A 20,689-nucleotide genomic window follows, 5' to 3' on the forward strand; every position below is an offset into this window, starting at 1 on the left:
CTTCCTAAAATTCTTTTCCCCATTTTGCCCTTTTTTCCTGTATAATAAGTAGTAAGAAAGAGGTGCTTATGACGAGACATCCTGTAGAAACGATTTATTACTTAGAAAATCCTCAGCGTGATATTTCAACGTATGCTTCGACAACGCAATTAACGGTTGAGTCTGTTGTGAAAGATGTGTTTGGTGTTGCTTGCGTAGCAGACATTAAAATTATGCTTCAATATAATAAAGAATTCCGAAAAAGCATCAGTCAATTACACAATGCAATGGACGATGATCTTACGTTAGAAATGGTTTTTCGAATTGCGTCAAAAGAAGATTTGCTTCGATTTAAGAAAAGCTTGCTTGAAAGCAGTTTAGAAGACACCGAAGCGTCAATAGACTGTCCATTCAGCGCGACTATTCAATTGCAAGACGGTCGTTATACGTGGAATGAATCCACTTCCGTGTACGAAAAACAAAAAGAACGCCTTTCATCTTAAGTTTTTATTTTTATGTATGAAAAAAGCCTGGCTCTTAACTACTTACTTAAGAGCCAGGCTTTTTTTGGGGTTTGTCCTTTATTTACATGGTAAAGTGGAATTTCACAGGTGAAATTCAAGAAAATAAACGCGGAGTTTTTACTTTAGCATTAAAAAATAATAATGCGGTAATCATTGTCACAGCGGTCTTTACAATGATGTTTTTTCTCATGACATGGATCATAGTCGCCACAAGAGCATTTTTTGTGACCATAATCGTAGTCGTCATGCTTGTGACATCTTTTCTTACGAGAGCATCTGCTGTGATGATGGTCCTCACAGTTGTGGAATCTCTTTTTGCAACATCCCATTTTGCTATCATCCCCATCTTTCTTTGTCCCTATCAGTATATGAAAAAGAAAGGAATGTGCACGGGTGCCTGTCCTATATTGAGAGATTTTTCCAAAAATGCGCGTACGTCTGTAGCTTAAACTTCATACCGAAAAAGTAGTATTTGGCGTACAAGTAAAAATAATTATGCAAGCGAAATGCTAGGCTTACTAAAGCATCTTCCTGCTGATTCTTCCCTAGATTCTCCTCAAAAATAACAGCTCTTTTCCCTCTTTTTCTATGTTAGACTTTTTAACTCAATTTTATGAAATAGGTTTTATCTCTTCCAATAACGTGTATACACAAAACAAGGAGATAAGTTCCTTAAACTTCTCTTCATTACTCAACGTATTCGAGAAAGTTGTCTATCATACAAGGAGGTTTTTTGAAATGGTAAATGTAAAAGTAGTTGAAAATGGCGTACAGGCAAAAGATACAATCGAACAATTTTTGCGTGAAGGATTTACAAAGGACGAAGTTTATTTACTTGCACACCATCAAGATCGCTCCGAGGATTTAACAGCTGCAACAAATACAAACAATATCGGTCTTTCTGAACAAGGTGTTTTTGATGCTATTGCGAATGTGTTTCGGTCTCGAGGAGACGAGCTTCGTGCCAAAATGCGTTCATTAGGATTATCACAGCCAGAAGCTGAACGCTATGAAGAAGAATTAGATCACGGTAAAGTAATCGTCGTTGCATCAAAAGTTGCTTGATCTAAAAGCCCTACAGCGGGGCTTTTTTATTTTTGCCTTCCTCCCTTCTTACCCTTTCATTAAAGAAGTCATTCATACATATGATTATGAAGATAAGAGTTACTGTGAGGAGTGATATATTTGATTATAGGAATTGAGTACACAAAACGTGTAAAAAATGGATTAGTCGTTAAAAATATTCCTTACAAGATACACGATAAACCTTGTGATGAAGGCTGTTGTAAAAATGATAAAACGATAGGCGTCAGAGACAAATTAAGGGTTAATTGGCTGTTAAACGTTTTTATGCCCAGCAAAAATATAACGGTATTTGATTATAAATATTGGTCAGAGGAACTAACTTCGTTATGGAGAGAGCATCGGAGAAAAACGATATAATACACCTGCTAAAAAACTCCTTGATAAGCAAGGAGTTTTTTTCTATTTACTTCATTTTTTAGAACCAGCATATTTATTACGCATTGCCGCAATTTTTATAACTTATAATGATGACAGTACATGTACTGTCATCATTATAAGTTACTGCGTGAGATGCTTTTTCTTCCCCTCATCATAATCAATTTTACATGTAACATTTCCTATCTGTGTTTATCCTTTTCTGCTGAAGGCAATAATAATAATGAAGAAGCATAAACTATATAAAGGGTGAAAAGTTATGATTAACGTCATTGAGACACTACTTGATTATATAAAGAACTCTTCTACAGATGATACGCCTCCTCGCCCCCATATCGGTGAGACTATGGGGTGTTGGTTATATTTCACTGCTTTAGCAGAAGAAATACCTGCCTTAGAAACTTGTCTTAATACAACAACCAACAGTGAACTGCTTAAGCTTATTCATGACTCAAAAAACCTGGCTGAATCTCAGATTGATACACTCAAAAAATTAATGATTAAAGAAGGAATTCCCCTTCCTGAAATACCGGCTACCAAACCGAAATCTGACCCTAACAGTATTCCATTAGGAGCAAAAGCAACGGATTCTGAAATCGCTAACTTACTATCTGTAAAAATTGCCTCTAATATCGTCATGTGCAGCACGAATATGGGACAGTCTATTAGAACCGATATTGGATTGATGTGGCTAAAATTCCACACTGAAAAGGTTATATTAGGATCAAAAGTGAAATTTCTAATGCAGCAAAAAGGATGGCTCAAAATCCCTCCTTATTATTATCCACCTGGAGCCCCTCATAGCTCTAATTGAAGTGTTCTTAGGTAAGCAGCATAAATAACCTTACATCCAACACATTTAACGAGGTGCTTGAACATGGATTTCCCTACAATTCATACAAATTTTTGGGACGCAGTCATTGGTGTTCCTGTCGTATTAATCGTGACACAGCTGATCAAATGGCTTTTTCATCCTAAAAAGCAATATGTTCCGACTATTGCTTTAGCTGTCGGCGTGCTGTTTTCAGTATTTATCAGTCACCCTCATCATATTATTGCCGGGTTGTTTATGGGATATTTTTATGGATACGCCGCAATTGGCAGCTACGCCGGTCTTAAAACAACGTGGAGAACAATTAGAAAAGATACGTCACCTTATTCATCAGACTAAAAAACCAGCGAAGTATTCGCTGGTTTTTTAGTTTTCATTACTTATTTCTTCTGCTCCTAGCTCTTTGGCTAAGTGAACAACCGATTGATTGATTTTCCATACGTAATAAATGTTATGCAGCAGCTGCAGATGCTGTAAGTTTCTTGATTGAACGGACGTATCAAAATAATCTAAAGATTGTTCAATTTTTTGTCTTACATCTTCAAGCGTGTATACATACGTTCCTCTTTCTCCTCGCAGCGCTTTTTCAAGCTGAGTGAAATTGCTTGCCACTTTCTCTTCCGCTTCCTTGACTACACCGTGAAATTCCACTTCCTTATAAAAAGCTTCGTTTCTAGTAGAAGATGCTACCAAATGCTTGGCGTAATAATTAATGGCGGTAAAAACAGTCAAAAATTGCTGAAGACGTGAACGGCCAACGAAACCTTTGATAATAGGATCTGAATCGACATGAAGCTGTTTTAGCTTTTTTTCTAATTCCATTCCTTTATCAGCTAAATTGGCAAATGCATACTGCTTCGTAAAACGATGCAAATAAGTGTGGACAAATTCTTTTAAAGCCGCTACGTATTCTACTGACGTGTCGGTTATTTTATCTCTTGTTTTTTTAGGAAACACAAGAGCTGATACAGCTAAGCCAATTCCAACTCCTACGACCGTATCTAATACGCGAGCCAGTAATAGACTCTCTGAAATCCCCCCGAGAAGCATGTCATACATAAAGGCCAGCATCATTGTAATCCAAAAGCTCATAAACGAGTACGTAATGGGAAAGAAATAAAAAGCCATAAACACACAGATAAAAAGAAGCGTTATTTCAAGTATTCCCGGTGAGACAAAGCTTGCGACAACAAAGCCCACAGCCGCTCCTAAAAGCGTTCCTACACTTCGCTGTACAGCTTTTACAAACGTACTTCCTATCGTTTCTGTACCAAGAAGCACTAAATAGCCTGCTAAGAGCGCCCAATATTGGTGCGATGGAGATAAAAAAGAGCCAAATATTAATGTCGCAACAGCAGTGATGACCGCTTGAATAGACTTTTTCGTAGATGGTTTTAATCCTTTTTCCTCATCATTATCCTCTTCGTCTTCTTTTTCTTCCGCTTCTTTTTGAGGCTGTTTTTCTTGTTTCACAATTGCTTGCTGCAGCTCATAAGCTTCATCAATCACGTGATTTGATATCGTTTCGATACGGCGGATTAAGTAAAGCCAGTCTTTATACCTTTTATCTTGAGGTTCGAGTTCACTTAATTTTTGGCGCAGCTCTTGCAGATGCTGAGCTGCATCTGTTAGTGAATGAGTAGGGTTTTCATTCAATACCTCTGCTTCGCGAATCGATTCCACTAGCTTTAACAGCAGCTGCTGAATATCAAAATGATTAAATGCCTTTAATTCACTGAGTTTTCGAATTGCTGGGGAATATGTCTGAAGCAGCATCACTGTATCAAATACATAAAGGCGCATTTGTTCAGCTGTGACGCCAGGCCATATGTCGTGGGGATCTGTATTTCCAAGCTCTTCTGATGCTACACGGGCATACTCCGCTAGTTTTTTAATATTGCGGTTGTATTGTTTAATTTGAGCCGGTTCAATTCTTTTCTTTTGAATTAACTCAATAATTAAATCAAGCACCAAATTCACTTGAATATGAAATGATTTCATTGAAGACCTCAGCACGTTGGCAGGCCGGTCTTTAAAGATAACAAAATTATAAATAAATGCAAAGCAGGCTCCTACTATAACGCCAGCTAACAGCCACGGCAGCTGAGAAAATGTGACGTGTAAAATAGAAGCAAAATAAAACGACATAAAGGCTACCATCGACAGGGAAAAATAGCGAATACCAAATCGCTGTAAATAAAAAGACAAAAACACCAACAGAACGAGGAAAATATTTTCTGCTTGTCCATATCGTGATAAAAACGAGCCAATTCCGAGAGAAACGGCGCTGGAAAGTGCTACTAAGCCTGTTGTCACTTTTTTTGCTTTTGTTGTTTCATCATTCACAACCAATATACCCATCAGGCCGATTACGCCTGCTAAAATAGCAGCGGTAATTTGTGAGCTTCCCGCTGCTTTTAATACGATCAGCATAATAACGACCGCTGTAATGACGCTGATCGTAGCTTTAGAAGCCGTTTTAAGCCTTTTTCGTCCAGGGTCTGCAGCAACTAAGCGGCTGAACCAATATGAAAAAATAAACACCCTCTCCTTTCGTGCTGTAGAGTTCTTTGTAGAAAGAGTAATATTATTACTTATACCCTTTTTTATTCTTTTCTATCGTATGTAAGCACGTTTTTACACTATAACATTGCGAAGAACTAAAGAGCTAAACAAATGCTTAAAAACACATCTGTTTTCTGTCAGATGTGTTTTTAAGAAATAATCGGTCATTACAATGTAAGAGAAGAAATTTCCCATCCGTTTGTTAACGGATTTCTTTTTAAAGTAAAAACCATCGTTGTCTTTTGTGCCCCTTTATCTTCGAAATAAATAAGGCAATCTACGGCGATTTTCTCTTTTGTTTTATACTTTTTTGCATGAAATAAGTCCGTTTTATAATAAATAGTGGAGATACTATGCAGTTTTGCCCATAGCTTATGCTCTTGCTTCACGCGCAAGATCGGCTGCATTAAGGCATCGTCATCTTGCTTTAATCCTGTTAAAAACATATTTACGACTTCTGCCGGCTCAGCTTTTAATGCATATTCATCAAGCTTTCCTCCTGCTTTTAATACCATTAACTGATGACCTGGATCCACATTTTGAGACTTGTGAGTCGTACTTCCTGCAAAATGAATGCAAAAATGACCGGGGAATCCATTGTCAAGCGCACCGGCTCCGTGAGGCATTCCGTTCATGGAAGCTGCAAGCATTTGGCCTTTAAACGGAATGAGAACAGCTCTTCGGTTCCAACTCCATTTCCCATTATATAAGTGCTTCATTACTTTCGTATCTTGATGTGTAAGCGGCTGAACATCTGCATGGTGTGAGCCTGCTCTTCGCTGCACATAAAAGTAAAAACCAGTTTCTACATCGATAACTTTAAACTTTTTCCCTTTCGGCAGTAAGCTTTCTACACGTTTCCACTTTAATACTTTTCCTGTATCACTTACCGGAAAGTACGTAAGGTTTTCTTCTGCTTTCATCTTTTGGGGATGCACAAAAAAACTAATAAGCATAAAGACTAAAATCATTAATTTTGTCATTGTCTACCCTCATTACCTTGTAGTTTCTCTATGTAATATGCGAAAGTACACATACAATTATAAATAGAAATTTTTACACGCTAAGCTTATGGAAAATAATACAAAGAAGAGCTTGTGAATCTTATACATTAAACGGTTCATTTTATTCATACTAACAGGTGAAAGCGAGGTATATGATATGAATTTCACTTGGATGGTTGGACTTTTAATGCTCATTCAACCTCTTTCTACACAAGACCACCTATCTATTACTCATGACGGTAAACCAATTGAACGGATTGAACGGGACAAAGTGGCCGTACCTCTTCTTCCTGTCCCTATGGTTGATCATGATCGATACAATCTTCTTCTAAAAGAATTGGATAAAAAAACATATAGAGAGCCCCTAAATGCCCGCATTGATAAAAGCGGACAAATTGTTCCTGAGCAAGCGGGTGTCAAACTATATCATAAAGATTTTGCGGAAAAATTTTATACTTATTTTTTTAACGGCGGTACGTCAACATTAGAAATCCCAACGCTTCCTGTTCCGCCTCGCGTGGATAAGGAGCTGCTTGCGACGATTCGAATTAAGCAAATCGGTCATTATCATACGGTATTTAACCCTCATAATAAAAATCGTTCTCACAATATTTCTCTTGCAGCTGAATCACTAGACAGCAGCGTTATATTTCCTGGGGAAGTTTTCTCTTTTAATCAAACCGTTGGAAAAAGAACGGCAGCAAAAGGGTATATGCGTGCGCCAATCATTGTAAAAGGAGAGTATTCTGAAGGAGTTGGAGGAGGAATTTGCCAAGTTTCTTCTACTTTATTTAACGCCGTTGATAACGCTGGCGTAACGATTACACAGCGTTATTCACACAGCCGCAGCGTTTCCTACGTACCTCCTGGACGAGACGCTACCGTGAGCTGGTATGGACCTGACTTTCACTTTAAAAATACGTATAGTGATCCTTTGTTGATTCGAGCGCAGGTACACGGAGGAGTCGTAAGCGTGGCCGTTTACTCTACTGATGCGATTGAATATAAGCCTCGCCGCGTGCCTTGGGCTTCTATTGACCAATTGCCGAAACAGAAAAAGATTGAATCACATGTTGATACTGAGCCTGCTGATTAATCATCTCTTCCAGCTTTTTATAATGAACACAAAAAAGCCTAAAGGGTATCCTTTAGGCTATTCAGTGATATAATTAGCAGCCGTAGTAGCCACCGTAACCACCGCTATAACAACTACATCCGATAATTACTAATAGAATAAATAATACAACTAATAAAGCGAAACCAGAACCAAATCCACATCCAGCATTAGACATACAAGCACTCCCTTTCAACGTAATTTTCTGTTGCTAAAACAAAGAAGGTTCAAACATGGGGTGTTTCTCATGGATAGCTTATTGTATGTCTGCCTAGACGTTTTGGTTTGCTATTCTGCTCATTTTTTAAAAATTGGGCTTGTTTTCGTCTTTACAACTTGGAAAATGCAATTCCGTAAAAGTAAAGCTCATTTCCACTCTTCCTTTAAAACCGCGTAATAATATTCATCCCACCATCCTTTTTCAGTTGGAATACATTTTTTAAAATACCCTTCTCTTCTCATCCCGATCTTCTCCATAACACGATAAGAAGACGTATTCTCAGGTTGACAAGTAGCAATAATCCGATGCAGTTTCATTGTGTTAAAGCCATAGTCCACTATTGCTTTTGCCGCTTCTGAAGCATATCCTTTCTGATGATAGAGAGCATTAAATACCCAGCCAATTTCATAAGTATGGTCTCCAAAATAGTTAAAAAAGACGATATGACCAATTATAATGTTTTCATTTTTTAATACAACTGGAAAATTTCCAACGTTTTCTTCCATATTTTCATTTACAAATTTCTTCGCATCATCCTTACTAAAAATACCTTCTGGTATGTACTTCATGACATTAGCATCAGATGTATATACGTAGACATCTTGCCAATCTTCATAGTTAAATTTGCGTATTAGTAATCTGTTAGTCTCAATGTTCATGTGGTTCTCCCCTATCTCAAAGCTATCTTTCTATACGCTTGTTTCGATAGTGAAGAGATAAAAACCTCTTTGCACCAAGTTACTGTTGTTTTTGGTGCCGCTTCTTTAAAAGAAGGTAAAACGACTCTGTGAAAAAGAAAAAAGGACAAATAATTCGGCCACTTCCATTTACACAAAACAGGCTTAAAGCATTGTATAGTGCCTGCAGTACCTTCGTTCCTTGAAAAAGATCAATTCCTACAGAAAGAGCGAGCAATGATCCAAATAGCAGCAGGCTGACTCCAATAACTTCATCATTTTCACTCCTCACCTAATTATTGCTTACCTCATAGGTTCGTCATTTTTATTTACTGCCATGCAAAAGGTATTATGTTAAAAATTATATAATTATACGGTTTTTGGTCAAAGTAATAAAAACTATAGTATATAGTAAGGGTGCTTTCATTTATGCCTTCGTTCTTTAAAAATCAAAAACCTAAAAATAATCTTCGATCTCAGGCAAATCAAACAAGCAGTGAACAAACAGAGTCTTCTCTTAAGAATCTGCTGTCTGAGAACCTTACCTTTATTAATAGGTACAGCTACTTTATTTAAAATTAAATCTCCTTCACAACTAGCGTATCCTTTAGGCATCATTGTGTTGTTTTTTCGATTACCATCATCGCTAGTAATTTTTAAGAACATCTTTATGAAGGGTTACACGTAGCGAGATTTCTTTTACATATGCCACTATTTTCTATCGTACCCATACTGCTTCTGATTATCGCATTTTTGAAGAATAGGAAGAAGCAACACAGATCGTGTATCTCTAATAAATAGAAAAATGGCTTAATTTATCGAGGTGATTTTTTTGTATATATGGTTTTATGATCATTTTGTTAATACCATCTTATTTCCGCTTACTTGTATCATGCTAGTGTGCCTATCATTAGGACTGTATGCATACTTCAAGCTGAAAAAAATGAAAAATTGATACTAGATGGCTATTTCCCTCATTCAAAACAAGAAAGATACAACAAGATAAAAAGCAACTGTTATTCCCGCTGCAATTAAAGCTGGCTTTAATTTATACTTGGCATATTCAATAACCGATAAATCTAATATTTTGGCGATGGTATTCGTATCGTCGCTTAAAGGTGAAGAAAACGCTCCAAATGAACCGCTCGCAAACACCGCACCGATAATCAATGGCAAAGAAAGATCTGCAGAACTTGCAAGCGATATGCCAAGCGGCATTAAGATCCCCCACGTTCCCCAAGCAGATCCGATAAAGTAAGAAATAGCGGCTCCAAAGATAAACATGAACGGAGTGACAAACATTTGAGGAATCCACTTAGAATGTGCCGTCACAAAATTTGAAAAACCTAAGTCTTCTGTAACAGCGGATAATCCCCATACTACCGATAACAGCAGAATAACGGACATTAAGTCATTGCCTCCTGTGATAAAACCATTAAGCAAATTCTGTAATGTAAAGCGCTGAAACAAGAAAAAAATGAGGGTAATTAACGTAGTGATAATTAAAGCTACTACCATCGCTTCTAACACGTCTGCTTTAATAAATGCTTCAAAAAAGCTGTGGCTCTTATGATGCCCGCTCCACCATGTTAAAAGTAAAGTCAGTGAAATCACGACAAGTAAAGGCACTAACAAGTTCCAAGGCTTAGAAGGCAAATCCTTCGACACGCAAGGATGACAATCATGCCAATCTTTTTCGTCTTCTTCCTCGAGCTTCATAGGAGCCGTAGATGTTGAATGATGAAAAAAGCTGAAATAAATCCCTACCAGAATAATCACAATCGAAAAGAAGTTATAAGGAATGCTTTGAATAAACAAAGAATAAGCGTCTTGTTTTATGCCTTGATGATCAATTGCCATTTGAATGATTGAGACCATATACCCTACAAATGCCGTTGCCACAGGAATTAAGACGATAACAGGAGTAGCAGTTGTTTCAATAACAAACCCTAGCTCTGCTGTCGTCATTTTCACCTTTTTGAGTAATGCTCTCATAATGGGCGCGATAGTCACAAAACGAAATGTGGGAGCACTGAATGTTCCAATGGTTGAAACATAGGTTAAAATAAGAGCTCTTTTTCTTGTATCAATTCTTTCTGCAGCTGTTTCCACAAAACCTTTCACTCCTCCAGCCATCTTAATCATTCCGATAAGCCCTGAAAACGCGTATAAAAAGACGACGATTTCTATATTACTTTTATTTCTAAGAGCTTGTACAACGTAGTGAAGTAGCTTTTCAACACCTCCGACAATCGAATGATCAATCAAATAAGCGCCTACTAATAAGCCTAGAAACAACCCTGGCAGCACTTGTTTGGTGAAAATAGCTATTGGAATAACAATTAAAAACGGTATAATTGAAAACCAACTAGATTCCATAGGACTCTCCCCTATCTTAAAGACCATATTAGATGTCTTCACGTATCGTTCATTAGCTTTTAATGTAACCCCAATATTATGTGTATATTCACGAAAACAACACGTATAAGCAGCACTGCTTTAATAAACTATTTCTGATTAAAAACAGCATCGTAAAAATCTTTATTTCTACAACAAAAAAAGCAGTTTGCACATGCAAACTGCTTTTGAAAAGAAGCGGAAGACGAGGTTCGAACTCGCGACCCCCACCTTGGCAAGGTGGTGTTCTACCACTGAACTACTTCCGCGCGTATATGAAAGTAAAGATGCGGGTGAAGGGACTTGAACCCCCACGTCATAAGACACTAGATCCTAAGTCTAGCGCGTCTGCCAATTCCGCCACACCCGCGTGTGAATTAAAAGATAACTCCAAAATGGCAGGGGCAGTAGGAATCGAACCCACACTGACGGTTTTGGAGACCGTAGTTCTACCTTTAAACTATGCCCCTAGAAATGATTTCTTCAAAAGAACCTCGTTTATTAACGACGCTATATTATAATAAAACATATATGAAATTTCGTCAATAGGTCTTTTGATGAATCATAACTAGTGCTAGGAGTTTCAAAAAAACTGTGAGGCATATCACAGTTTTTTTGAAACTCCCTTCACCAGCTGCAGTCCTCTTTAATCTCCGCTATTTGCTTTTAAAGACTCTGCTGTAACACAGTACTATACAAAATGTCTCCAAAATCGCGTGAAGACTGAAAGGATATGTAGGAGTGCAGACTTTACAGGAGGGACATTTTTTTGAGAATCCGTATTAAGATCAACAGGTTCTCCCTCATTTCCTACAAGCGCACTGTGAGAAATCTTAGTTTCAATAGCTCCTGTTAGCTCGGCTGCAAATTCTTCACTATCTATCATCACCATGGATTCAGTGTTTAAAAATGCAGAGCGTGAATCTAAGTTAAAAGAACCAACTGCACTTAAACGCTGATCATAAACAACAGATTTCCCATGAATTGAATAGGGCTTTTGATATTCATAAAGCTTCGAACCAGCTTTTATAACGCGATTCTTTACTCCCAAGTATGCAGAAAAAGCCATAGCATTTGGAGTGGATGTAATAGAATTAGTTAAAATAATTCTTTGCACTTTTGGTTTTACTTGCTTATCTATATACTGTTCCATCTCTTTTGTTGGTACGATATAAGGGCTTTGAACAACAATGGATTTTTCAGCTTGTTGGGAAAGCTTAATAAATGTTTTCCATATAAAAGGGCTTTTATTCATTCGTTGAATAGGATTTGTAATAAAAGAAACCTTTCTTGTAGGCATCGTTGATTCTCTCCATACAATATAAGGATGGACAAAAGGTTCATTTGCTTTTTTTGCCTCTTCGTATTGATCTATTAACAATTTCTTGCCTGAAAGGCCCCGAAATTGTTTAGTTTTCTTGAGCTTTGGAAAAGCTTTGCGGGTATACGGGTGGTTCCATAATTTCTCTACATACTTCTCCATTGAGACAATGACACTATAACTTTCTTGCTTTGTGTTATAAATTAGCACATCACGGTCATAGACAAAATTTTTATCTGGTTGACTGGCCAAGTATTTATCTCCAATATTTCGTCCTCCACTAATACCTAATTGGCCATCGACTACTATTATTTTATCGTGAAGACGGTTATGCCATGTCCAAGGTTTAAAAATAGTGAAGGGCTCATAGTACTTTAATTCTATATTATTGTGGAAAGCTAGAGCATAAAGAACATTCTTTCTTTTGCCTTTTAACCCATGAGAGATCCCGTCTAACAGCACTCGAATACGTATACCTCGATCCGCAGCTTCGAATAAAGCGCCCATAAGTAAATCCGAAGAACGACCTTTACCTATGGAAAAGTAAGCAATATCAATTGTATGCCTCGCTTCTTGAATCATCTGCATCCGAACAAGCCCTGAAAAATAACCGTTTTCCAAAAGCATAACTCGATCTGTGGATTCTTTCTTCCCGTAAAAATTCTCAGTATTCATTACTTTCAGGTCTTTTCCCCTATGCAAAGGGACATAAAACAGTACCACTGCAGTTACGAATACATATATGAAGTACAATACGACAATCATTATTAGTATATTTATTAGCATGTTTCCTGTCACAATCCCTTTCCATTCTTATCGTTTCTTTTTATTAGGATTCTTACTTTTTTAACTTCTATACCTTTTAAAATAAGAATGGAATGATGGATTATTTGTTACACCACTGTTGATTTCCGTGCAACAGCTAGAAGCACCTACATATATGAAACCTACGTTCATCCTACCAATAAAAAAATCCGAATGAGTTTGATTCTCAATCAAGAATCAAACTCATTCGGATCCTCCTTCAACGAAAATACTTTTGTCCCAGCCTCTTTCAAATAGATATGCTTATTGTAAAAATAATTCTTAGTTTTTTCTTTATACATCTTTAAGGAAATATATGCTTGATTATGGTTTTAAGATAACTTTTGTACATTCATCCTGATGATTGTTAAACATTTCATAAGCTTCACTCGCTTGATCAAGAGGGATTTTATGAGAAATTATTTCTGTAGGATCAAACTCCCTATCTGTAATTTTTTTAAATAATTCTGGCATGTAATGAATTACTGGAGCCTGTCCCATTTTTAAAGTGATGTTTCTTTCAAAAATGTTCCCAAGAGGAAACATATTATATATTGATCCATATACACCTGTTAGCTGAATTGTGCCAAATTTCCTTACTGCTTTTAGTGCAATTTGAATCGCACTTAACGTTCCTCCTTGCAGCTTGAGTTTCTGTTCAATCGCTTCTACTGGTGATTTCTTTCCATCCATTCCTACACAGTCAATTACAACATCTGCTCCACCACCGGTTACCTCTTTAATATAGCTTCCCATATCGTCGTATTTATCAAAATTAAAGCACTCTACGTTATTCATTTGTTTAGCTCGTTTTAATCTATATGGAACGTTATCAACAGCGATGACCCGTTTAGCACCTTTCATCCATGCAAACTTTTGAGTCATTAATCCAATGGGGCCGCTGCCAAGAACCACTACTGTATCCCCAGGTCCAACTCCGGAATTTTCTACACTCCAATAAGCGGTTGGCAGAACATCAGACATAAATAACAATGCCTCATCTTCAAGCTCACAGGAGGGCGGAATTACAAATGGCATAAAATTCCCAAAGGGAACACGTAATAGTTCAGCCTGTCCTCCTGGGTGATTTCCGTATCGTTCAGTGAACCCGAAGTATCCTCCTGTATCGATTTCCTTATTAGGATTAGAGTTATCACATTGACTTTCTAAATCATGCTGACAATAATAACAGGTCCCGCACGAAATATTGAACGGTAAAACTACTCTGTCTCCTTTTTTTACTTTTGTTACCTCTGGACCCACTTCTTCTACAATCCCCATTGGTTCATGGCCAATAACGTATCCTTTTTCAGCAGGGAGAGCACCTTGGTAGATATGTAAGTCCGAACCGCAAATAGCTGTAGATGTAATCCTAACAATAATGTCGTCTTTTTTCTTCAAAGATGGATCTTCTACTTCTTTTACTTGGATATCCTTTGCACCTTGAAAAGTTACTGCTTTCATAATCATCCTCCTTAATTAAATTACTACTCTATACCCTTAATGTCCCAAAATATGTATATGTATGGGTGGAAATTTATTTAGCCTTCATTTAGATTAAAAAATGAGCGTAAATACTGCTTACACGACAAAAAAAGCAGAAGTTCATTACCTTCTGCTTTTACAATTTATACTCTCTATTGTGAACCTGCCTAAGTAAAACAGCGGCTCTTTTATTGATTAAGATCGTTCTCCATATCTTTTATATCTTGCTGAAACTCTGTTAAACGCTGACGCTGTGTTTCAGAAGCATTTTCAAGCGCATTCTCAATTTGCTGAGAGGCTTCATTCACTTCACCTATTGCTTGCTTCGCTTCATGGCCGTACGATGCATCATTTTTAGCTTCATTTGCCTGTTCATATGCATCTACTGCTTCTTTATGCCCCTGCTGTGCTGCTTGAAACGATTGTTGTTTATCTTTATTGTATGGGTATTTTTTCATCATAGTGCTCCTTTCCATTTGTTCACTCTTTAGTGTGGCATTTTTCTACTTATTCATACGACGCTTCAATAGGTTAAAGCTAAATGAATATTTCTCATAACAAATCTCTCAATCATATAAGAGCCCTAGAAAATATCTTCTATTTTCTGAAATACTTTCTATATCTTACAAAAATGTATAATCACTTTCTTTAGCGGACATCATACGAATAGCTTATCTGAACGAAAAAATGTATTGGGGTTGACTGCATGCACTTGTTTCTTTTCTTTTTGATCATTTGTGCAGGGATTATATGGATGGAAACAAAAAGATTACCTCAACACTCTCATAAAAAGGAACGGAACATTTTTATGGCATTCATGACAATCAGTATCATAATCGCTCTTGCAAAAATCTTTCGGCTGCCTTTACCGAACCCTTCCGATTGGGTAGAAGTAATGTTTCAACCTTTAAGTCACTTATTATTCCGTTGGATCACTTAATTCATGTGTATGGCAAAAGGATGTGCTCATTTTGCTTAATGAAATCAATATTTCAGCTGCGCAGTTTCGCAAATTAGTAACTTTGTATGGCATCGGAAGCACAATTATTGTGGTACCTGCCGCTATTACAGCTGATGCTCATCAAGATGCCTAGATTGCCGCACTCTTCGGTGTTGCATTAGGAATTGGCTTAGTTTTGCTTTTTACCTCACTAGGAAAAATGCTTCCCACGCTTACGCTGATGGAAATGAACGAAAAAATTTTAGGCAAACTATTTGGAAAGGTTGTTTCTGCTGTTTTTGTGTTATCTAATTTATTTATCAGCAGTCAAGTTCTTTACTATGTAGGAAATTTTCTTACCACTCAAATCCTTCCCTACACGCCGCTTACAGCCATCCACATTGCATTTATGGGTGTCGTCATCGTAGGAGTACGCCTAGGAATAGAAGTGATTGCACGAAGTGCCGAGATTTTATTTCCTTGGTTTGTCAGATTATTCGGCCTTCTTATTTTGTCTATGATCCCTCAAATTAAAATAGAGCATATTCAGCCTGTGTTCGTAATCCATCCAAAAGCTTTTATTCGTGCTGTTTTAACGTTTTTAAGCATGAGTTCTTTGACTTATACCATTCTGCTTATGATTTTCCCTTCACACACGCCAGACATGAAAAAGGCAACTCAATCTTTTTATGTAGGTAATATAGCCGGTGGACTAGTGATGGTGACGTTAATCTTACTCGGAATTCTAGTACTTGGTCCTTATTACTCCCAAATCACCATGTTTCCAAGCTATGAATTAGGAAGAAGAATTGATGTAGGAAACTTTCTTCAAGGAATTGAAGTAGTCATTGCTATTTTGTGGTTTCTTACTCTTTTCTTTAAAGTTTCTCTTTATTTTCATGCTTCTATCGCTGGGCTTTGCCATATTTTTAACGTTAACGAAACTCGATTTCTAACGTTACCGATGGGGTTAATCGTTACAACTTTTTCTATTATCGTTTATCCAACTATTATCTATCAAAAAACATGGTTAGCCGAAACGTGGATTCCCTATAGTTTTTTCGTAGGAGCTTTTTATCCTTTTATTCTCCTTACTATAGGCTGGATCCGCTTTAGACCTGCTAAAATAAAAAAGATAATAAAATCCACATAAAAAAAGCAGGTAGTCACCTGCTTTTTTATGCTTGAAGCGCTTGAAGTCCTGCTTGGTTTAAGAAATGCCAAGGCTTATTAAAATGCGGCTGAAAGAAAAAGTCCATAAAGCCAAGCTCATCGATCGTCATTTCCTGCTGTACACATACAGACAATGTATTGATTGCTTGAGTAGCATCAATTTTAGAAATAACCTGTGCGCCTACAATTCGTCTTGTTTCTTCTTCATATACTACTTTTAACGTAATATTTTCGTACGTTGGCATGAATTCAGGTCGGTTATTCTCTGATATTGTGATACTTTTCACATTCATATCAAAAAGAGAAGCTGCTGTTTCTGTTATGCCGGTAGATGCAACATTGTAATCATAAATATGCAAGCCTGACGTTCCTTGTGTTCCCATGTACTTAATCGTTGGCTTAACAAGGTTTTGAGCTACTAATGTTCCCATTCTAACCGCATTGGTAGCAAGCGGAATATAGGCATGTTTCTTAATCGGATTGTAGTAAATGGCACAGCTATCTCCGGCAGCAAATATATCTTTTTTGCTTGTTTGCATATATTCATCAACCACAATTGCGCCGTTTGGAAGCATATCTACTTGTCCTTTTACTAAGTCTGTATTTGGACGGAAGCCAACACACAGAATAACAAGATCCGCTTCGTATTCGCCATCAGTTGTCATTACTTTTTCAACAGATCCCTCACTGCCTACAAATTTAGTAACCGCTTGGTTTAATGCTAATTTAACTCCTCGATTTTCAAACTCAGTTTCCATTAAATTCGTAAATTCTGGATCAAGATATTTATTTAAAATGCGATCAGCACTATCAATAAACGTCACTTCTTTTCCATACACTTCGAATGCTTCTACTAATTCTGCACCAATATAGCCCGCACCAATTACGGCTATTTTCTTCGCTTGCTTCGCTTTTTCAATAATGTGATTAGCATGCTGATAGTTTTTACAAAGCACAACATTATTTAAATCGATGCCTTCAAGGTTTGGAATAATCGGCCATGATCCAGTTGTCATCACTAGTTTATCAAATGTATCTTCAAATTCTTCGTTGGTTTCTAAATTTCGTACAGCTATTTTTTTACCATCTGTATCAATATTCGTAACTTCATGTTTCATTTTCATATTTACACCCATCTCTTGCAATTCAGACGGTGAAGAGTAAAATAAGCCATTTGCATCTTTTACGACCCCGCCTACATAGAGCGCAATTCCACAAGACAAAAATGAAACATTATCATTTCGCTCATAAACTGTAATTTTAGCTTCTGGATAAAGTTCTGCCATATTTTTTACTGCTGCCGTTCCTGCATGTGTACACCCTACTACTGCAATTTTCATAGATGATATCCCCCTTAGGATTATAGAAAATATGATATTGTGAAGTTTCTCACATATATTGTGAAATATTTCACATATCTTTTACAATTCTTATTATACAAACATGTTTGTCCTTTTTCAAGAGATATGTGAAAAAAATCACATACTTTTTTAAAAAAATATGTTACAGGGTTCTTTAAATAGCGTTGAAGCTTGATATGATGCGCTTTTCTTGCTGATACGCTGCTGATGAGAAACTTCATCAGCTTGTTTTTTTACGTAGAAATTCACTATCCAATGCACTCTCCATCAAAAAAAATAAGACGGATAAAAGAGTCACCGCTAAAATAGATACAGTGATGCCGCTCACAAGCAAGTCTGCTATATAAACTGATAGAAAAGTAAAAAATATATCCACAAAAGCTGCAGATGTTATAAATAGTACTCTATTCAGTCTGGCATTCTTCATTAAAAAAATGAGTGCCTTTGAAAAAAGCTCTGTGATAGAGCCAAATACAAAAATTAAAAATAGAAATAAACATATGGCCCAGTAGGACTCATATTCCACTCCCATTACTTTAAGGAAGCCTATAAAACCAAAAAAGTAGCTTACCATTAGTATCGCTAAAATGATTAGTACCATCGCTCCTACTATAAAGAACGCGATTAAACGATCCATTCCCCTGCTTTTTCTTTTCATTGTTCCACTCCACCTTACTTACTCATCACTTAATCCATATTATACGAAAAAAGTGCGATACCGTGGTATCGCACTTTTCTACATTATTTATCTTTTTTATCTTGAAGGGCTTGTTTTAAAGCATCACCCAAGCTTGAACCAAATGCTCCGTCATCATTGTATTTGTTAAGAAGCTTTCGTTCTTCTCGTTTCGAAATCTTTTTCTTTTTGTCCTCAGCTTTCTCCACTACTTGACATGAACGACATTGGAAGTAGGTACCCGCTTTTCCTGAGTGAATTTCCATTCGCTTATGACACTGTGGACAGCGTCGATTTGATAGTTTAGGATCTTTTGCGCGTCTATAGCTGCACTCAAGACTTGAACAAACGAGCACTCTTCCTTGCTTTGTTTTCTTTTCTTTCAAAAAAGAACCGCATTCCGGACATTTAGAGCCCGTTAAATTATGAGGTTTGTACGTTTGATTACTTGTTTTTACTTGCTTAACTAGCTTTTCTGTTTGTTCGCGAATATTTGTTAAGAACTCTTTTGCATTTCCTTTTCCTTTAGCAATTGCTTCTAAGTCACGTTCCCACTTAGCCGTAAGCTCAGGCGACTTTAACTCATCTGCTACTAGGTCAATCAGCTGCTTCCCTTTTTTGGTTGCGTGCAGACGATTGTTTTGGCGATCAATTGATTCATTCTGCAGAAGTTTTTCAATAATATCTGCACGTGTTGCCGGGGTACCTAAATTATGTTTTTCCATTTGTCCAAGAAGATCCGCTTCTGTATAGCGCTGCGGCGGCTCTGTAAATGCACTTTTCATCGTTACATCTTGAATAAGCAGCTTGCTGCCTTCTTCCATATCAGGCAGCTTCACCGTTGCTTCTGAGTCTCCACTAGAAACTTTTTTGAAGCCTGCATTCACGACTTGCTTTCCGCTTGCTACTAACTGTTCCCCGTTTACTTCAAGCTCTGCTTTAACCACTTCATACTCATATGCAGGATAAAATAATGAAATAAATCGCTTTGCAATTAAGTCATACAGCTTTCGTTCATCAGCTGATAGGTCCTGTAAAAACACAGGCTGATCCGTCACGATAATAGCATGGTGATCACTTACTTTTTCGTTATTAACCACTCGCTTTGGCAGCTGTGCATTTCTTAAAATTGGACGAACCTCTTCTTTATATACAGCAGAGATGCTTTCCAAACGCTCTTTCATAGTAGAAACCATATCTGTTGTTAAATAACGGGAATCAGTACGTGGATATGTGACTAACTTATGCTGTTCATATAGCTTTTGAAGTACATTTAATGTCTTCTTAGCAGAGAAATTAAAGCGTTTGTTAGCATCCCGCTGCAGTTCGTTTAAGTCATAAGGAAGCGGCTGCGCTTCTTTATGCATTTTGCGCTTAATTGTTTTTACAACTGCCTCGCCTGATAATTTTAAGTGCAGCTCTTTTGCGCGTTTTTCATCAAAAATGCGCTTTTCATTGCCCTTTTGCCAAGCTGCTTCAAAAGATGAAAACTGAGCTGTAAGCGTCCAATATTCACTAGGTTTGAATGTGTTAATTACCTGTTCACGCTCAATTATCATCGCAAGGGTCGGTGTTTGTACCCTTCCTGCCGATAATGGTTCTTCGTATTTAGTCGTTAACGCTCTCGTTACGTTTAAACCGATAAGCCAATCAGCTTCTGAACGGCAGACCGCTGAGTCATACAAGCGGTTAAACTCTTTTCCTGGTTTTAACTGTTTAAACCCATCACGAATTGCTTTATCCGTTTGAGACGAAATCCAAAGGCGTTTAAACGGCTTGTTCCAGCGTACCTTTTCCATAATCCAGCGGGCTACAAGCTCTCCTTCACGCCCTGCATCAGTCGCAATAATTAACTCTCCAATATCCTTTCTTTTTGCTAGATCGGATACTGTGCGAAACTGAGAGCTCACTTTACGAATTACTTTCAATTTCATTTTCTCAGGCATGATTGGCAGATCTTCTAATCGCCATGTTTTATATTGGTTATCATAATCCTCTGGTGTTTGTAATTCAACTAAATGACCAAGTGCCCATGTTACGACATACTTTGGCCCTTCAATATACCCTTTTTTTGTTTGTGTGCTGCCAAGTACGCGCGCAAGATCACGTGCTACACTTGGCTTTTCTGCTAATACAAGTGATTTCATTTTATGTAT

The 20,689-nt window shown here is 37.3% G+C and carries 22 protein-coding genes, 3 tRNA genes and 1 pseudogene; 11 read left to right on the plus strand and 15 right to left on the minus strand.

The annotated features are described in order from the left end of the window. Positions 1-68 precede the first annotated feature (68 nt). The 6 genes from POF52_RS10725 (at position 69) to POF52_RS10750 (ending at position 3,135) form a co-directional block, all read left to right on the plus strand. Positions 69-482, plus strand: coding sequence for a hypothetical protein (locus POF52_RS10725; protein ID WP_218039804.1), 414 nt, complete (start codon positions 69-71; stop codon positions 480-482). Positions 483-568: 86 nt separating this feature from the next. Continuing rightward, on the plus strand, positions 569-952 hold the full coding sequence (locus POF52_RS10730) for a hypothetical protein (protein WP_271992538.1): 384 nt from the start codon (positions 569-571) through the stop codon (positions 950-952). Between the two features lie 289 nt (positions 953-1,241). After that, positions 1,242-1,568 carry a general stress protein gene (locus POF52_RS10735; protein ID WP_013056955.1) on the plus strand — a complete coding sequence of 109 codons (327 nt, stop codon included), beginning with the start codon at positions 1,242-1,244 and terminating at the stop codon, positions 1,566-1,568. A gap of 111 nt (positions 1,569-1,679) precedes the next feature. Next, complete coding sequence (locus tag POF52_RS10740; RefSeq protein ID WP_230586558.1) at positions 1,680-1,946, plus strand: hypothetical protein; 267 nt, start codon at positions 1,680-1,682, stop codon at positions 1,944-1,946. A gap of 277 nt (positions 1,947-2,223) precedes the next feature. Then, the gene (locus POF52_RS10745; RefSeq protein WP_176584678.1) at positions 2,224-2,778 is read left to right on the plus strand and encodes a DUF3231 family protein; all 555 of its coding nucleotides are present in this window, start codon (positions 2,224-2,226) and stop codon (positions 2,776-2,778) included. A 63-nt stretch (positions 2,779-2,841) separates the two neighbouring features. Continuing rightward, positions 2,842-3,135: a hypothetical protein gene (locus POF52_RS10750; protein WP_025752303.1), complete on the plus strand. Its 294-nt coding sequence runs from the start codon at positions 2,842-2,844 to the stop codon at positions 3,133-3,135. 27 nt (positions 3,136-3,162) lie between these two features. On the opposite strand, the gene POF52_RS10755 is transcribed toward POF52_RS10750, so the two are convergent. Together POF52_RS10755 and POF52_RS10760 are read right to left on the minus strand one after the other, a co-directional pair. After that, positions 3,163-5,340 (minus strand): FUSC family protein, encoded by a 2,178-nt coding sequence (locus tag POF52_RS10755; protein ID WP_271992545.1) that lies wholly within the window; start codon positions 5,338-5,340, stop codon positions 3,163-3,165. A gap of 188 nt (positions 5,341-5,528) precedes the next feature. Then, positions 5,529-6,344: a hypothetical protein gene (locus tag POF52_RS10760; RefSeq protein ID WP_271992547.1), complete on the minus strand. Its 816-nt coding sequence runs from the start codon at positions 6,342-6,344 to the stop codon at positions 5,529-5,531. Positions 6,345-6,522: 178 nt separating this feature from the next. Here POF52_RS10760 and POF52_RS10765 point away from each other — a divergent pair, with 178 nt between their 5' ends. Continuing rightward, the gene (locus POF52_RS10765; RefSeq protein WP_271992549.1) at positions 6,523-7,461 is read left to right on the plus strand and encodes a VanW family protein; all 939 of its coding nucleotides are present in this window, start codon (positions 6,523-6,525) and stop codon (positions 7,459-7,461) included. 73 nt (positions 7,462-7,534) lie between these two features. Here POF52_RS10765 and POF52_RS10770 read toward each other — a convergent pair whose 3' ends face one another. From POF52_RS10770 to POF52_RS10780, 3 genes are all read right to left on the minus strand, one after another. After that, a complete protein-coding gene (locus POF52_RS10770; protein WP_013083059.1) occupies positions 7,535-7,657 on the minus strand; it encodes a YjcZ family sporulation protein in 123 nt (40 codons plus the stop codon). A 188-nt stretch (positions 7,658-7,845) separates the two neighbouring features. Continuing rightward, on the minus strand, positions 7,846-8,358 hold the full coding sequence (locus POF52_RS10775) for a GNAT family N-acetyltransferase (RefSeq protein WP_176584683.1): 513 nt from the start codon (positions 8,356-8,358) through the stop codon (positions 7,846-7,848). A 79-nt stretch (positions 8,359-8,437) separates the two neighbouring features. Next, positions 8,438-8,668: a hypothetical protein gene (locus POF52_RS10780; protein ID WP_271992552.1), complete on the minus strand. Its 231-nt coding sequence runs from the start codon at positions 8,666-8,668 to the stop codon at positions 8,438-8,440. Between the two features lie 258 nt (positions 8,669-8,926). Between POF52_RS10780 and POF52_RS10785 the strand changes: the two are divergent. Next, positions 8,927-9,177: pseudogene (locus tag POF52_RS10785) on the plus strand (spore gernimation protein KB); the annotation flags it as partial. A gap of 177 nt (positions 9,178-9,354) precedes the next feature. On the opposite strand, the gene POF52_RS10790 reads toward POF52_RS10785, so the two are convergent. The 7 genes from POF52_RS10790 to POF52_RS10820 all read right to left on the minus strand — a co-directional run bounded on the left by POF52_RS10790 (position 9,355) and on the right by POF52_RS10820 (position 14,841). Further along, the gene (locus POF52_RS10790) at positions 9,355-10,755 is read right to left on the minus strand and encodes a Na+/H+ antiporter NhaC family protein (RefSeq protein WP_271992553.1); all 1,401 of its coding nucleotides are present in this window, start codon (positions 10,753-10,755) and stop codon (positions 9,355-9,357) included. A 215-nt stretch (positions 10,756-10,970) separates the two neighbouring features. Continuing rightward, positions 10,971-11,042: transfer RNA gene (locus tag POF52_RS10795), tRNA-Gly, on the minus strand. A 19-nt stretch (positions 11,043-11,061) separates the two neighbouring features. Continuing rightward, positions 11,062-11,143 (minus strand) — tRNA-Leu (locus POF52_RS10800). Positions 11,144-11,169: 26 nt separating this feature from the next. Beyond that, positions 11,170-11,243: transfer RNA gene (locus tag POF52_RS10805), tRNA-Trp, on the minus strand. Between the two features lie 221 nt (positions 11,244-11,464). After that, on the minus strand, positions 11,465-12,859 hold the full coding sequence (locus POF52_RS10810; protein WP_176584909.1) for a phospholipase D-like domain-containing protein: 1,395 nt from the start codon (positions 12,857-12,859) through the stop codon (positions 11,465-11,467). A gap of 363 nt (positions 12,860-13,222) precedes the next feature. Beyond that, entirely contained in the window at positions 13,223-14,362 is a 1,140-nt protein-coding gene (locus POF52_RS10815) for a zinc-dependent alcohol dehydrogenase (protein WP_016764018.1), read from the minus strand. A 209-nt stretch (positions 14,363-14,571) separates the two neighbouring features. Next, a complete protein-coding gene (locus POF52_RS10820; protein ID WP_013083053.1) occupies positions 14,572-14,841 on the minus strand; it encodes a hypothetical protein in 270 nt (89 codons plus the stop codon). Positions 14,842-15,137: 296 nt separating this feature from the next. On the opposite strand from POF52_RS10820, the gene POF52_RS10825 reads away from it, so the two are divergent. Genes POF52_RS10825 through POF52_RS10835 form a run of 3 tightly spaced genes read left to right on the plus strand, consistent with a single transcriptional unit; the run spans position 15,138 to position 16,476 of the window. Next, positions 15,138-15,323: a hypothetical protein gene (locus POF52_RS10825; protein ID WP_176584685.1), complete on the plus strand. Its 186-nt coding sequence runs from the start codon at positions 15,138-15,140 to the stop codon at positions 15,321-15,323. 31 nt (positions 15,324-15,354) lie between these two features. Beyond that, positions 15,355-15,477 carry a hypothetical protein gene (locus POF52_RS10830; RefSeq protein WP_271992557.1) on the plus strand — a complete coding sequence of 41 codons (123 nt, stop codon included), beginning with the start codon at positions 15,355-15,357 and terminating at the stop codon, positions 15,475-15,477. 42 nt (positions 15,478-15,519) lie between these two features. Next, positions 15,520-16,476 (plus strand): GerAB/ArcD/ProY family transporter, encoded by a 957-nt coding sequence (locus POF52_RS10835; protein WP_442956640.1) that lies wholly within the window; start codon positions 15,520-15,522, stop codon positions 16,474-16,476. 25 nt (positions 16,477-16,501) lie between these two features. On the opposite strand, the gene POF52_RS10840 is transcribed toward POF52_RS10835, so the two are convergent. From POF52_RS10840 to POF52_RS10850, 3 genes are all read right to left on the minus strand, one after another. Further along, positions 16,502-17,836 (minus strand): FAD-dependent oxidoreductase, encoded by a 1,335-nt coding sequence (locus tag POF52_RS10840; protein WP_016764014.1) that lies wholly within the window; start codon positions 17,834-17,836, stop codon positions 16,502-16,504. Between the two features lie 241 nt (positions 17,837-18,077). Then, a complete protein-coding gene (locus POF52_RS10845; protein WP_047932115.1) occupies positions 18,078-18,515 on the minus strand; it encodes a YrvL family regulatory protein in 438 nt (145 codons plus the stop codon). Positions 18,516-18,598: 83 nt separating this feature from the next. Continuing rightward, the gene (locus POF52_RS10850) at positions 18,599-20,680 is read right to left on the minus strand and encodes a DNA topoisomerase III (RefSeq protein ID WP_271992559.1); all 2,082 of its coding nucleotides are present in this window, start codon (positions 20,678-20,680) and stop codon (positions 18,599-18,601) included. Between the last annotated feature and the right edge of the window lie 9 nt (positions 20,681-20,689).

It is taken from the genome of Priestia sp. AB, assembly GCF_028369225.1.
Lineage (GTDB): Bacteria > Bacillota > Bacilli > Bacillales > Bacillaceae_H > Priestia > Priestia megaterium.